Origin of the sequence: Enterococcus sp. 7F3_DIV0205 (assembly GCF_002141365.2) — a bacterium.
In the GTDB taxonomy this organism is placed as follows: domain Bacteria; phylum Bacillota; class Bacilli; order Lactobacillales; family Enterococcaceae; genus Enterococcus_L; species Enterococcus_L palustris.
This window is the reverse complement of the sequence record NZ_CP147244.1, coordinates 1,789,180-1,803,481: the sequence shown is the minus strand read 5'-3', so window position 1 is coordinate 1,803,481 and position 14,302 is coordinate 1,789,180. Positions and strand designations below refer to the sequence as shown.

Annotated in this window: 13 protein-coding genes; 6 read left to right on the top strand and 7 right to left on the bottom strand. The window is 37.5% G+C overall.

Annotation, left to right across the window (positions count from 1 at the left end; translation table 11 throughout):
• Positions 1 to 25 precede the first annotated feature (25 nt).
• The 6 genes from fni to A5821_RS08555 all read right to left on the bottom strand — a co-directional run bounded on the left by fni (position 26) and on the right by A5821_RS08555 (position 6,225).
• Positions 26 to 1,072: a type 2 isopentenyl-diphosphate Delta-isomerase gene (gene fni, locus A5821_RS08580; RefSeq protein WP_086314131.1), complete on the bottom strand. Its 1,047-nt coding sequence runs from the start codon at positions 1,070 to 1,072 to the stop codon at positions 26 to 28.
• A complete protein-coding gene (locus A5821_RS08575) occupies positions 1,056 to 2,153 on the bottom strand; it encodes a phosphomevalonate kinase (RefSeq protein ID WP_086314130.1) in 1,098 nt (365 codons plus the stop codon). Before A5821_RS08575 ends, fni begins: the two co-directional genes overlap by 17 nt.
• A complete protein-coding gene (gene mvaD / locus A5821_RS08570; protein WP_086314129.1) occupies positions 2,150 to 3,148 on the bottom strand; it encodes a diphosphomevalonate decarboxylase in 999 nt (332 codons plus the stop codon). Before mvaD ends, A5821_RS08575 begins: the two co-directional genes overlap by 4 nt.
• Positions 3,148 to 4,092, bottom strand: a complete 945-nt coding sequence (mvk, locus tag A5821_RS08565; protein ID WP_086314128.1) for a mevalonate kinase — start codon at positions 4,090 to 4,092, stop codon at positions 3,148 to 3,150. The genes mvaD and mvk overlap by 1 nt, the downstream gene beginning before the upstream one ends.
• Before the next feature lie 408 nt (positions 4,093 to 4,500).
• Positions 4,501 to 5,136: a pentapeptide repeat-containing protein gene (locus tag A5821_RS08560; protein WP_086314127.1), complete on the bottom strand. Its 636-nt coding sequence runs from the start codon at positions 5,134 to 5,136 to the stop codon at positions 4,501 to 4,503.
• 30 nt (positions 5,137 to 5,166) lie between these two features.
• The gene (locus A5821_RS08555; protein WP_086314126.1) at positions 5,167 to 6,225 is read right to left on the bottom strand and encodes an FUSC family protein; all 1,059 of its coding nucleotides are present in this window, start codon (positions 6,223 to 6,225) and stop codon (positions 5,167 to 5,169) included.
• Between the two features lie 340 nt (positions 6,226 to 6,565).
• On the opposite strand from A5821_RS08555, the gene A5821_RS08550 reads away from it, so the two are divergent.
• The gene (locus A5821_RS08550) at positions 6,566 to 8,242 is read left to right on the top strand and encodes a peptide ABC transporter substrate-binding protein (protein ID WP_086314125.1); all 1,677 of its coding nucleotides are present in this window, start codon (positions 6,566 to 6,568) and stop codon (positions 8,240 to 8,242) included.
• Between the two features lie 78 nt (positions 8,243 to 8,320).
• On the opposite strand, the gene A5821_RS08545 is transcribed toward A5821_RS08550, so the two are convergent.
• Positions 8,321 to 8,668: a DUF3899 domain-containing protein gene (locus tag A5821_RS08545; protein WP_086314124.1), complete on the bottom strand. Its 348-nt coding sequence runs from the start codon at positions 8,666 to 8,668 to the stop codon at positions 8,321 to 8,323.
• Between the two features lie 81 nt (positions 8,669 to 8,749).
• On the opposite strand from A5821_RS08545, the gene opp1B reads away from it, so the two are divergent.
• The 5 genes from opp1B (at position 8,750) to A5821_RS08520 (ending at position 14,255) form a co-directional block, all read left to right on the top strand.
• Positions 8,750 to 9,691: an oligopeptide ABC transporter permease Opp1B gene (opp1B, locus tag A5821_RS08540; RefSeq protein WP_010771133.1), complete on the top strand. Its 942-nt coding sequence runs from the start codon at positions 8,750 to 8,752 to the stop codon at positions 9,689 to 9,691.
• A complete protein-coding gene (opp3C, locus tag A5821_RS08535; protein WP_086314123.1) occupies positions 9,691 to 10,743 on the top strand; it encodes an oligopeptide ABC transporter permease in 1,053 nt (350 codons plus the stop codon). The genes opp1B and opp3C overlap by 1 nt, the downstream gene beginning before the upstream one ends.
• Before the next feature lie 5 nt (positions 10,744 to 10,748).
• Positions 10,749 to 11,810 (top strand): oligopeptide ABC transporter ATP-binding protein Opp1D, encoded by a 1,062-nt coding sequence (gene opp1D / locus A5821_RS08530; protein ID WP_010771135.1) that lies wholly within the window; start codon positions 10,749 to 10,751, stop codon positions 11,808 to 11,810.
• Positions 11,810 to 12,769 carry an ABC transporter ATP-binding protein gene (locus tag A5821_RS08525; RefSeq protein ID WP_086314122.1) on the top strand — a complete coding sequence of 320 codons (960 nt, stop codon included), beginning with the start codon at positions 11,810 to 11,812 and terminating at the stop codon, positions 12,767 to 12,769. The genes opp1D and A5821_RS08525 overlap by 1 nt, the downstream gene beginning before the upstream one ends.
• Before the next feature lie 361 nt (positions 12,770 to 13,130).
• Positions 13,131 to 14,255: an RNA-guided endonuclease TnpB family protein gene (locus A5821_RS08520; RefSeq protein WP_086314121.1), complete on the top strand. Its 1,125-nt coding sequence runs from the start codon at positions 13,131 to 13,133 to the stop codon at positions 14,253 to 14,255.
• Positions 14,256 to 14,302: the final 47 nt, after the last annotated feature.

The window sequence follows — 14,302 nt, the reverse complement described above, 5'->3', positions numbered from 1 at the left end:
ACTACCTGCTTATACAGTTTTTTGTTTATTTACTTCTCTTAGCAAACGGCTGATAAGCAATTCCGCGACTTTCGCACCAATGAATGATCTCGCTAGAAAAAATAATATCTGTTGTTGCCAGTTCAGTAGTTGTTTTCTTCCCAAGCAATGTATACATCATTTTAAGCTCATTTTCCCATTGTTGAACAAGTTCGATTGTTTCATCTACACTGTTTGTCATCAGTTGATTTAAAATGGTTCCTGCAACACCAACACTTTTAGCACCTAAACTAAGTGCTTTGACAATATCCAACGACTGACGAACACCGCCAGAGGCTAAAATAGTTAAGTCACGTTGCCAATTCGATGATTCTAAAAGTGAAAGAACAGTGGATTGTCCCCAATCAGTTAAAAAGCCTAACTCTCGTTTTTTGCGACGTGCATTTTCGATTTGTGTAAAGCTAGTTCCACCTTGACCGCTGACATCGACCGCTTTTACACCACGCAAGATTAATTGTTCAATCGTTTCACTACTCATGCCAAATCCAACTTCTTTTACAATAACTGGAACAGCCAGATGGGAAACAATATCTTCAATATTATCTAGCCAACCATGAAAATTTCGATCCCCTTCAGGCATTACTAACTCTTGCGGAACATTTACATGGATTTGCAATCCATCAGCATGAAAAAGATCAACAGCTCTTTTGGCTTCTTCTAAAGAAAGTCCTGCGCCGATGTTAGCTAAAATCACGCCATCAGGATTTTCTTTGCGCATGATTTGATACGTATCTGCTAGGTCGGGCTCTTTTAATGCCGCATTGACTGAACCTGTCGCTACCATCACACCAGTTTCTCTAGCGATAATTCCTAACTGTTGATTGATGTCTTTCGCTCGTTCACTACCACCTGTCATCGCATTGATATAAAAGGGTTGCTTTAAGGAAAAATCAAGAAAAGACGTTGAAATATCGACGTCATCCATTGCTATTTCCGAAAATGAGTGATGGACAAAACGAATTTGATCAAAGTCATTCACCTTTTCTTTATGAAAGGCTTTCGCCAAAGAGATATGCTCATCTTTTCGGTTCATTTTTTTCCTGCTTTCCGTAAAAATATACATGTAATGGTAAAGGCGTGATGCCTTCTTTTTCCCAAGAGCTCATTAGAGGCAAAATACCAGATTTTTGTTTGAATAAGACGATTCCGCAATCGCCACCACCTGCACCAGATGATTTCGCAGCACCACCGCAAGTTTGGGCTAAATTACATAATTTTTTTAGAGCAGGAGTTTCGATCGTCACCCCTGTGATCGATGTTAATTGTTGGAGTAATTTCCGATTCTTACGTATTTGTGCTTGAATCAAAGAGATATTTTCTGAGTTGAAGCCTGCGATCATTGTTTCAACGCAAGCTTTGCTATCATCCAGAAATTGTTGATAGGCCGTTTCTTGTATTTCTTTTGATTGATTGACTTGATCTACTAAATCAGAGGTAGAGGCAGGGCTTCCTGTCCAGCCAATCAATAGACGTAATTTTTTAGGAACAGTCAGTGGTTGGATCATTAACTTGGGCCATGTTGCTTGAAGTAGTTCAGTCAATGTTTGTTTTTGAGCTTGGTCGTTGACCCATTGGTGGTCAAAGGTTGAAAAGGCGATCCAGCCGCCGTAACAACTAGCTGCGATATCTCCACAAGAACCGTTTCCTTGCACTTCTAAGTGAGCCAGTGCAGAAAGCTTAAAAATTTCTTCTTCAGTTAATTCTAAACCATAAAAGAGACTTAACGCTTTGACGGTCGCCACAGTCACAGCTCCGCTAGATCCTAAACCGTATTTTCGACCATTTGAGTTATCCAGTTCACTTGTTACTTTTAAATGATAAAAAGATAGTTCTTGATGTTGTTCTTGGGCATATTTTTCCGTCAAACGAATAGCTGCTAGTACGTAATGAAAAGGATTTTCACGAATATCTAACACAAGCTCGTTATTTCTTCTTGTCCAACGTACAGGTAGGGAACTGTATTGAGCAGATTGTATACTACCAACATTTTCTGCTGACTCTAAGGTAACCGTCACAAATTGATCCACTGCCACGATGATAGCTGGATGTCCAGGTTCGACAACCGCATATTCACCAGCAATAAACAATTTGCCAGGTGTGGAAACTTCTATCATAATTCTTCCGACCTTTCTACAGGCATCAAGGTAATTCCTGGACCTGCGTACGCTGTAATCAGCTTTTCTTCAGAGAAATGATCCGCTAAAAAATTCTTTAAAGCAGTCAGATTTTTCTTTTCGACTAAAATTTTAACATTCGGTCCAGCATCCATTGTAAAGTAACAAGGCAGACCTTGTTTTCGTGCCGCACGTACTAATTGCATAACGTTCAAGCTTTCAGGTGACCAGTAAGTGAATGGAGGAACTGCAGCAAGTGTTGTACCATGCATACGTAATCCGTTTGCCTCAGTGATTTCTCCAAGTTTAGTAAAATCTTTCTCTCTGATGGCTTGTTTAGCATCTGCTAAATCAGGTTCGACATTTTCTAACCAACCGGAATAAAAACTGGAGGTTTCAACAGTTCTCTTCATGCCGTCTCGACTCGAAATATCTTTTATACCATCATCCACTAACACGAATAACATGGCTAAATCATCTTCCCAATTATTGGAAGGAATCGTTTGGGCAAAAGAAGTTTGATCAGAGTCGCCTTTTTGCCATTCAGCAAATCCGCCGAAAATACTACGGCAGGCAGAACCTGAACCGCGGCGAGCTAAGCGTGATAGCTCAGTTTCAGTCAACTGTAAATTTAATGCTTGACTACAAGCACCAGCCAAAGCAGCCAAACCGCTTGCAGAAGAAGCAAGACCTGCTGCCGTAGGGACAAAGTTTTGACTATCGACTTTGGCGAATAGAGATAGATTTTGCTGTTTGCGAACAAGATCTAAAAAGTTAGAAATTTTTGCTGTTTGTTTAGGATCTTGTTTTTCTCCATCTAAACAGAACGTATCTTCAGTGTAGCTTTCATCAAAATGGACAGTCGTTTCAGTATAAAAGGCATCTAATGTTAAAGAAAGACTGCTATTCATAGGGAGTATTAGTTGTTCATCTTTTTTGCCCCAGTATTTAATTAGCGCAATGTTTGTATAGGCTCGAGCTTTTCCAGCGTACATTAATTTTTCACTCCTAAAGATTGGATCCAAGTGGCTTTTGCTCCAGTTTCTTCTAAGGCTGCAGCGATTTTTTCCGCTTGTGTCTTAGAATCAGCTAAAGCAATCATACAACCGCCGCGGCCGCCACCTGTTAATTTTGCTCCTAAAGCGCCGTTTTTTAACGCTGCAGCGACTAATTCATCTAATTGGTCGTTGCTAACGGTCAATGCTTTAAGTTGTTCTTGTGCTTGATTCATAACGTTTCCTAATGTAAGAACATCATCTGCTAAAATAACCTTTTTGGCCAGTTTAGTCAAGCGGCCTAGCTCAGTGATATGCTGTGAGACTGCTTGTTTGTCTTGTTCAAAAAGATGAGCAACATCGCGAACCGCCGCTCTTGTTTGTCCTTTGATACCTGTATCAGCAACAATCAAAAAAGCATTGGAAACATTCATAGGGAACGTTTCTAATGGATGACCTTTTATGAAAAAGAGTGGTTCATGTCCACTGGTAGCAGCTGCATCGATTCCGCTAGGATTGCCATGCGCGATTTTTTCTGCACGATTGACTAAGGCGAGTAATATGTCTGGTGTACAAAGAGTGTTAAAATAATCAAATAACCCACGAACGATAGCGACAGCAGTTGCAGCACTGGAACCCATACCACGTTCTGAGGGAATCGTGCTGGTGATAGTGATTTTTAAAGTTGCATCTTCTTGCTGAAGTGTCACCAAGGTTTGGGTGATGGCTTCTTTGATACTTTTTAATTGTAGAGGAACTTCTGACAGTTTTCCTGAAAAATAATGACAATCTATAGTCATTGTAGTATCAGGTTCAACCTTTGTTGAAACGAAAGTCTCTTGGAACGGAAAAGCAATTGCTGGTTCACCATAAACGACAGAATGCTCTCCCATCAATATAATTTTTCCAGAGGCTTGCCCATGGCCGATTTTTTCTATATTCATTTTAATAAACAGTCCTTTTATTTGAAATATCAGCTGTGTAAAGATTCAAGATGTGACCTGAATACATAAAACGACACATATCCTATTAAGATTACCACAAGCGATTCCTGCTAGCAAAACACTTGAAATAGTGATCAAACCAGCATCTTCATAAGTTAATAATAGAACAAAAACAATCAATCAATTTAAATAGTGCTTCATGAAGAAGCTTCTTTTCTAGTACCAGAAGAAATACTCTTATGCTGAGAACTGCTCTCAACCTACACTAGTTTACCAAAAAAGCTTATGAAGTAAAATTTTTAGTTTCTATATTAAGGAAAAAATTAATTTCTTATTAATATCACTGTAAGCAAAAAAAGAAAGACTAGAGAAAAAATACCAATCTAAAGCTCCAGTCTTTCTTTTCACTCAGTCTTCAATCAATAAGCCTAAACCTGCTGCAATTGTAATTGCTTGTTCTTGTGTTACTTTTAGTCCTTTGAGCAATTCTTGAGAAAAAGCGATTTTTTCAAAGGTGCTTTTTGTTAAATCCAGTCCTGCCAGTTTGGTATGGAACCAGTTACTTCCAGTTAATGAACAGTTGTCAAATATCATATTACTCCAAGTGACCTCCACAAACTCTGTATCAGCTAGGCTTGTTTGTTTAAATTGAACCACTTTTTGATTGGTAGCGCTGAAAGATGTATAGTCTGCTAAACAATCTTCAAAAAGACAATCCCGTAAATAACTTTCAGCAAAGTTCGTACCCGTTAACTTACATTGACGAAAATGAACTTGATGAAAACTAGCACCGATCCATTCCGTATTTGAAAGGTCGCAATGGTCAAAGACTACATTACTACATTCAAAACGTTCTAAATGATTTCGATTCATAGTCAGTTTTTCAAAGCGGCACTCTCTGAAAACTAAATTGCGGACATCCTGGTAACTCAAATCTTGTTCTTTAACAGATAGGCCTTCGATGATGATTTCATCATCTATAGAAATAAAGTCACTTTCAGTAAGCGTAGGTAGCAAAGGGGCTATTGGCTTTTTGATTTTCATGAATAAAACCTCCTAATAAATATGTTCGAACTATTCTGTTTCTTTATCTAAATTTTCATTTAGTTGATAGGCACGATTATAGAATTTTAAACACATTGTTAATACATAGGCTCCTAATAAACCTAACAGGCTACCTAAAACGATACCAATCAAACGATAGTTCAGCAAGCTTACTAAATATTGATGGCGAGCCAAATTAGCGAGTAACAAAGACATAGGTGTTGTAAAGAAATTTGCGATCGTATAGTTTCGTTTAATGAAGAATTCTACCGTTACAAAGAAAAAACAGATCAGAAAAATGGTTTCTAAAGAAGAAAATGAAATGCTCAATAAAAGAGCTGCAATCAATAAACCGATCATTGTTCCTAAAATCCTCTGAATGTTGCGGTGCATGATTGCCCGTAAATTATCTCCTTGCAAAACAGCTGCACATGAAACGATCATCCAATAAGCATTAGTCAATTGTAAAGATTGGCTGATATAGGTTGCTAAAAATAAAATAGCCGCATAATGCAGAGCATCAAGAAGCGCCGCTGGATCTGTATATAGACGTTCTTGTAATGAAATTTTTTTTGAGGGTGTAACAGTTTCCCCTTCAATATAATATAAGAAAACTGCGACAACAAGAGAAGTCAAAATCCCTAACAAAACATAACTCATCATGATTGGAACTTTATCTAAAGGGATCTTTGTTCCGCTTCCCATTGCGGTTACCATGACAATAAAAAAAGCCCCCGGCTTAGCAATTCTGTATAATCTGAAAATAATTCTGGCAAAAAATGCAATTATAGCAATAGCAATCGGAATCATCCAAGGAATATGAGTACTCAAGACGCCCACTAAATTTCCGAAAAGTAAAAATCCGCCAACAGAACTTAAACGGATCAACAGTTCCTTTAATGGAAGAGTTTGGTAATAAAGGAAAGTAAAAATTCCCAGTGAGCCGAAACTACCAATCAATAAGTTATTTGAAAAATAACCAATGAATAGTGGCACTGCCATACAAATGCCGGCACCAATCAAGCGAAAAGGTGCTTTTTTGGGCTGATGAAACGTGGTTAATTCTTTTAAAAAAGATGAACGATGCATCTAATCACTCCTTATCTATTAATATGAAATAGGGCAACTATTCTTCAAAGTAATGGATTTTGATAGTACCTTGAATAAAAAATATTAATTGGTACCCTAATATGTTTCTCCCATTACTAATCTAACATACTTATTTATAAGAAGACAATCGCTTTTTAATACCATTTCTAAGAAAATGCTTCTAATGAAGATATAATTTAATGATGTTAGTATTAAGAAAAAATAAGATTATTCTTGATTTTTTAATTTAAAAATTGTAAACTATACCTCAGGACAATAAATAATTATTAAATTCTGATTTTTCAGAAAATACTTAGGGTCATTTAGGGAGGAAAAAAGAATGAAGTTAAAGAAGTCATTTGCTTTTGGATTCATCACTTTATTTAGTTTAACACTCGCAGCGTGCGGTAACGGTGGCGGAAAAACAGACGATACAGGCAGCTCAAAAGAAGCTGACGGCAAAGCAAGCGGAGAACAAATTTTCCGTATTAATGAACAACAAGAAATGCCAAGTGCCGATCCTTCGTTAGCGACGGATGAAGTTAGTTTTACAGCATTAAATAATGTTTATGAAGGAATCTACCGTTTAGACGATAAAAATAAACCTCAACCAGCTGGTGCTGCTGAAAAAGCAGAGATGAGTGAAGATGGTCTTGTTTATAAAATCAAGTTGAACGAAGACGCTAAATGGTCTGACGGAAAGCCTGTAAAAGCAGAAGATTATGTTTATGGATGGCAACGGACAGTTGATCCAGCAACAGCTTCAGAATATGCATCCCTGTACAGTGCAGTTAAAAATGGTCAAGAAATCATGGATGGCAAAAAAGATAAATCGGAATTAGGTATCAAAGCAATAGGAGATTACGAGTTAGAAGTTACTTTACAACAAGTAACACCATTTATGGATTACTTATTCGCATTCCCTTCATTCTTCCCACAAAGACAAGATATTGTGGAAAAATATGGTGCTAAATTTGCTGCTAACAGTGAAAATGCCGTTTATAACGGACCATTTACTTTAGCTGATTTTGACGGACCAGGAACAGATACAGAATGGTCTCTTAAAAAGAACAAAGATTACTGGGATAACAAGACCGTTAAATTAGATGAAGTTAAAGTAAGCGTAGTAAAAGAAGCTCCTACATCATTGAATCTTTTCCAAGACGGTCAAGTGGATGAAGTTGTATTGAGCGGAGAATTAGCACAACAAATGGCAAGTGACCCAGAATTCGTTATCGAAAAAGAAGCATCAACTCAATACATGGAATTGAATCAGCGTGAAGATAACTCACCATTTAAAAATGAAAACTTAAGAAAAGCAATTTCTTATTCAATCGATCGCAAATCATTAGTTGAGTCAATCCTAGGTGACGGTTCAATAGAACCAAAAGGACTTGTCCCAGCAGACATGTCAACTAGCCCTAAAGGGGATAAAGATTTTGCTGATGAAGCAGGTAACGTAATTGCTCATGATGAGAAAAAAGCAAAAGAGTATTGGGAAAAAGCGAAAAAAGAATTGGGTATCACTAAATTAGACATGGACATCCTTTCTTCAGATACAGACTCTTCTAAGAAAACAGTTGAGTACTTACAAGGAGCTATCCAAGATACATTAGAAGGTGTAAAAGTAACCGTTAGCCCAGTACCATTCGCAGTTCGTTTAGATCGTTCAAACAAAGGCGACTTTACAACAACAATTGGTGGTTGGGGTGCAGATTATGCCGATCCAAGTAGTTTCTTGAATTTATTTGAAACTGGCAATTCTTACAACCGTGGTCACTATAGCAGTCCTGAATATGATAAGAATGTTAAAGCTGCAGCAACAACCAATGCCAATGATCCTGAAAAACGTTGGGATAATATGATTGATGCTGAAAAAGTTATTATGGATGATATGGGTGTTGTGCCACTTTACCAAAGAGCACAAGCACGCATGCGTTCAGAAAAAGTTAAAGGAATTGCATTCCACCCGGCTGGACCAAAATTTGATTATAAATGGGCTTATATCTCAGAATAATCGAAATGGATAGTCAATAGCAAAAAGGACCTTTGCCCTCTTTGAATAAAAAGGCAACGGTCCTCTTGCTATCTTTGCTCATAAAAAGTAAAATAATAAAGAAACAATAGAGACGATCAGTAAAATACCCCCAGTTTCAAGCCAGTAAAGCTGATGAGCTTTGCCGATTTCTGAAAATGGAATGAATTCTTTCGGTTCATTTTTCTTTTTAAAACGAAAATGCATTTTCATAAAACGTTGGAAATTATCAAAAAATCCTGAGGACATGATCCATAAGGCTAAGCCGATAATCAGAAAGAATAATGAAACGATAAAAAAGGTATCAGATATAGAACGGATAGTCAGTGACTGTTTTACCAATAGGTAAGTGAAAATACCGATGCTTGAGACCGCTGAGGTAATCAAGGGCCATTTAAAGTTTTTCATGTGCTCATCCTTACTTAATTTTCTATCCTTACTTTATCGAAAAAAACTGATGAAGTCAAAATAATCTCGGAGGTGTCATTCTTGAACAGTTTTGGAAAATATTTTCTTAAACGGGTCTTTTTTATGATCATCACATTGTGGCTGATCGCAACGATTACGTTTTTCTTAATGCAATTATTACCAGGTACTCCTTATACCAACCAAGAAAAACTTAGTCCAGAAACAATTGCTATGTTGAATAAGCAATCTGGTTTAGATAAACCCGTGATCGTTCAATATGGAATTTACTTAAAAAATCTGCTAGTTGGTGACTTTGGTATTTCATTCCAATTTAAAAACCAACCTGTAGCAAAACTTTTAGCAGGTCGTATCGGGCCATCAGTCCAGTTAGGTGCACAAGCTATCATCTTTGGTACACTAGTCGGTATTTTACTAGGAATCATTGCAGCGATGCGCCAAAATACATGGGTAGATACACTGGCGACGTTGATGGCAATTTTAGGACGTTCAATTCCTAACTTTGTTTTTGCGGTGTTATTACAGTATATCTTCGCTATGAAATTAAAAGTGTTGCCAATTGCAATGTGGAATGGTTTTGCTTATACGATTTTGCCAACAATAGCATTAGCAATGAGCCCAATGGCCGATTCCGCCAGATTTATACGAACCGAAATGGTTGAAGTTTTACATAGTGACTATGTAGAGTTAGCTCGTGCCAAAGGTTTGAGCCGTTGGCAAGTGGCTGTGAGACACGGACTTAGAAACAGTTTGATTCCTCTGATCACATTACTCGGCCCGTTAGCTGTTGGGTTGATGACAGGATCTTTAGTTGTTGAAAATATTTTTGCTATCCCAGGTATTGGGGAGCAGTTCGTAAAATCAATCATGACAAATGACTATCCAACAATTATGGCAGTGACGATTTTATATTCTGCTTTGTTAGTATTTGTAATCTTGATCGTTGATTTACTTTACGGATTGATCGATCCAAGAATTCGTGTTTCAGGAGGTGCCAAAGGTTAATGGAAACAGTTGACTTAAACAATGTCCCAGAGAAAATCAAAGAAATACCTGCAAAAGAATTCCAACCTTTGGATACATCAACAACAAAGGAACGTGAACGAATTGCAACACCGTCATTGAGCTTTTTACAAGATTCTTGGCGTCGTTTGAAAAAAAATAAAGCAGCAGTGATTTCCTTGATTTTACTCGGAATCATCATCTTTATTTCAATTATCACTATTTGGGTCTCACCTCATGACCCAACACAACAAAATGTAGCATACATCAACTTACCACCGCGTATTCCATTTTTAGATAGTATCAATGGATTTAACGGTACAGCAAATGTTGCTGGTAAAATGGTAGACAAATACGCACAAGCAAATGTTCCTGATAATGTAAACTTTTATCTTGGAACTGATGGACTAGGTCGTGATGTATTAAGCCGCTTATTCATGGGAACGCGTATCTCATTATTGATCGCATTTATCGCAGCATTGCTTGATATTACGATCGGTGTAACGTATGGTTTGATTTCAGGCTTATTAGGTGGACGTGTGGATACAGTGATGCAACGTGTCTTAGAAGTTCTTTCTGGAATTCCTAACCTTGTTGTGATGATCTTGATGCTGACTGTTTTTGATCCAGGTATTTTATCAATCGTGTTAGCGATGGTTATTACTAACTGGATTTCAATGGCCAGAATCGTTCGGGCTCAGACCTTGAAACTAAAAGATCAAGAGTTCGTTTTAGCTGCCCAAACATTAGGTGAATCTCGTTTGAAGATCGCCGTAAAACATATTTTGCCGAATATCTCAAGTGTGATCATCGTTCAAATGATGTTCAGTATTCCGTCGGCAATTTTCTTCGAAGCGTTTCTAAGTTTCATCGGTTTAGGATTAAGACCGCCGACCGCTTCACTTGGAACATTATTAAATGAAGGATATAAAACGTTCCGTTTCCTTCCATATTTGATGTGGATTCCTGCCGTAACTTTGTCAGTCGTAATGATTTGTTTCAACTTGTTAGCTGACGGACTACGTGATGCCTTCGATCCTAAGATGAAAGAGTAGAGTGAATGACTATGGAAAAAGTATTAGAAGTAAAAGACTTACAGATTTCTTTTGATACGTTTGCTGGAAAAGTAAATGCTATTCGTGGTGTGAGCTTTGAGCTGTTCAAAGGGGAAACTCTTGCAATCGTAGGGGAATCTGGTAGTGGTAAATCAGTAACTACAAGAAGTATCATGCGATTATTGAGCAGCAATGCAAACATCGATAACGGAGAAATTCTGTTTAAAGGTGAAGATATCGTACACAAAACGGAAAAACAAATGCAAACCATTCGTGGGAAAGAAATTGCAATGATTTTCCAAGACCCAATGACATCATTGGACCCAACGATGCCGATCGGCAAACAAGTTGCGGAATCGTTGATCAAACACAATAAAGTTTCTAAAAAAGAAGGCTTGGATCAAGCGTTAGAACTATTGAAATTAGTAGGGATTCCAAACGCCGAAAAACGTTTGAAAAATTACCCTCATCAATTCTCAGGCGGACAACGTCAACGTATCGTGATCGCGATTGCTTTGATTTGTTATCCAGAAGTTCTGATTGCTGATGAACCAACGACTGCTTTGGATGTTACGATTCAAGCGCAAATTTTAGAACTATTGAAAGATTTACAACAAAAAATCAGCACATCGATCATTTTTATCACCCATGATTTAGGTGTGGTAGCGAACGTGGCTGATCGTGTAGCTGTTATGTATGGTGGACGTTTAGTTGAAGTGGGAACATCAGAAGAAATCTTCTACAACCCGCAACATCCATATACATGGGGCTTACTTGGCTCAATGCCAACAATGGAAGGAACCGAAGATAAGCTATATGCGATTCCTGGTTCACCTCCTGATTTGCTAGATCCGCCAAAAGGAGATGCTTTTTATCCGCGTAATGAGTTTGCAATGAAAATCGACGCAGAAGAAGCACCGCCATATTTTGAAGTATCACCAACTCATAAAGCTGCAACGTGGTTACTAGCTCCACAAGCACCAAAAATCACTCCTCCAGCTGAGATTGTAAGACGTTGGGCGATTTACGCTGAGCGCCATAATACGACTGCAGGAGGCGTTAAATAATGAGTGAAAAAAGAAAAGTACTTTTAGATGTTAAAGGATTAAAACAATATTTTAACGTTGGACGTCCTGATGAAGTTAGAGCAGTAGATGATATCAGTTTCCATATCTACGAAGGCGAAACCTTCGGATTGGTTGGAGAATCTGGTAGTGGTAAATCAACAACGGGTCGTAGTGTGATTCGTTTGTACGATCCGACTGCAGGAGAAATCGTTTTTAATGGTGATGATATTAGTAAGATTCGTTCAAAATCAGCGATGCAAGCTTTCCGTCGTGAAGTGCAAATGATCTTCCAAGATCCATATGCTTCATTGAACCCAAGAATGAAAGTCAACGATATTATTGCTGAAGGAATCGACATTAATCACTTGGCGAAAGATAGCGCCGAACGCGAAGCTAAAGTCAATGAATTATTAAAAGTCGTTGGTCTTGATCCGAGTCATGGTACGCGTTACCCACATGAATTTTCAGGTGGTCAACGTCAACGTATCGGAATTGCCAGAGCGTTAGCTGTTGACCCACGTTTTATTATCTGTGATGAGCCGATTTCAGCATTGGATGTATCGATCCAAGCGCAAGTTGTCAATTTATTACAAGACTTACAAAAAGATGCTGGTTTGACTTATCTGTTTATTGCCCATGATTTATCCATGGTGAAACATATCAGTGACCGTATCGGTGTTATGCATAGCGGTAGATTGTTGGAAATGGGTTCAAGTGATGATGTGTATAACTTTGGTGTGCACCCGTATACTGAAAGTTTATTATCTGCTATTCCATTACCTGATCCAGATTATGAACGTACACGTAAGCGTATCGTTTATAAACCACAACCAGAAGACAATAAAGAACGTAAACTAAGAGAAATCACACCAGAACATTATGTGTATTGTTCTGAAGATGAAGTGGATGTTTACCGTAAAAAAATTGAAGAGAAAAAAGCCAGAGCGAATCACGAGTAGTCGTTTTGGAAAGAGAATACTAGCTAAGAAAATTTTTTCTTAGCTAGCATTTTTAAACCTAAGATGAATGAATCATTTTTCTTTGTGACGTAATCATTTTGGAAAAGCTTCATGAGCTAGCCTTTCGGAAAAAAGATAAAATCTGATTGTGGCAGAGAGCGCCACCCTCATATTTTCCTATTTTTCAGTCAAGGCTGAACGAGCTCATTCAGCTTTTTATTCAATCTAGCTTCACGGGCTAGCACCTCGGAAAAAAGATAAAATAAGAGTGAGACAAAAAAACGTCTCAATCGTATTTTCCTATTTTTCAGTCGGTGCTGAACGAGCCCGTTCAGCTTTTTATTGGTAGGGTGGGATTCAAATGAAGGTATTGAAGGCTTATAAATATAGACTTTACCCTACTGCATTACAAGAAGAGTTCATAAAAAAAACATTTTCTTGTGTTCGGCTTGTGCATAATCTTTTATTGCAGGAAAGAATTCAGCTTTATAAGGAACTGAAAAAAACCCCTGATTTAAAAGTAAAGTTACCAACACCTGCTCAATTTAAAAAAGAGCATCCTTGTTTAAGGGAAGTGGATAGCTTAGCATTATCGAATGCACAGGTTTACTTGGATCGAGCCTTTAAAAAATTTTATAGAGAAAAGTCAGTTGGTTTTCCGAAGTTAAAACAAAAGAAAAACGCTGTTCGTTCTTATACAACGAATAATCAAAGTGGAACAATCAAACTTATTGATAAGAAATATTTAAAAGTTCCTAAACTGAAATCGTTGATTAAAATAAAAATGCATCGTCCAGTAATGGGGAAAATAAAGTCAGCGACGATTTCTTTGACTCCTAGTAATAAGTATTTTGTTTCAATTCTCTGTGAAGAGGAAATTCCAACAGTTGAGAAGACATATTCGGCAGTTGGAATAACGTTAGGGGCTTCAGAGTTTGCTGTATTATCAAACGGTAGACGTATCGATAATGATAAATTTACGAAAGACTTTGAACAACGGATCACGAGAGAAGAAAGAAAATTATTAAGACGAAAAGAAATTGCAAAATTAAAAGGGAACGAGCTTTCCCAACAAAAAAACTATCAGAAACAAAAATTAAAAGTAGCAAAAATGCGGGAAAAATTAATGAATCAACGCGTTGATTTTCTGAATAAAATCACTACAGAAATTGTTAGAAAATATGATTTGATTTGCATAGAAGATATTCATCAAGCCGACTTTTTCAGAAATAACAAACTGCATAGAGGAATTTCGGATGTATCATGGGCATTGTTTGTTTCAAAGCTTGAATATAAAGCGACCTGGTATAACAAAAGATTAGTGAAGGTCACTTCGTGCGGAGAAAGTTCTGAACATTCAGATAATAATGCGTTGAGCAAGATATTCACTCAGGATATCAATGAAAAAAAAGGTCAGAAAGATCCTGAGACTGCTGCCAGTATTCAAGTATTGATCAAAGGTTTGAGAGATACAAAAAACGGTTAAAAAATGAAGAACTGTAGGGACTACAGGGATAGCCTAGGGCATATAAG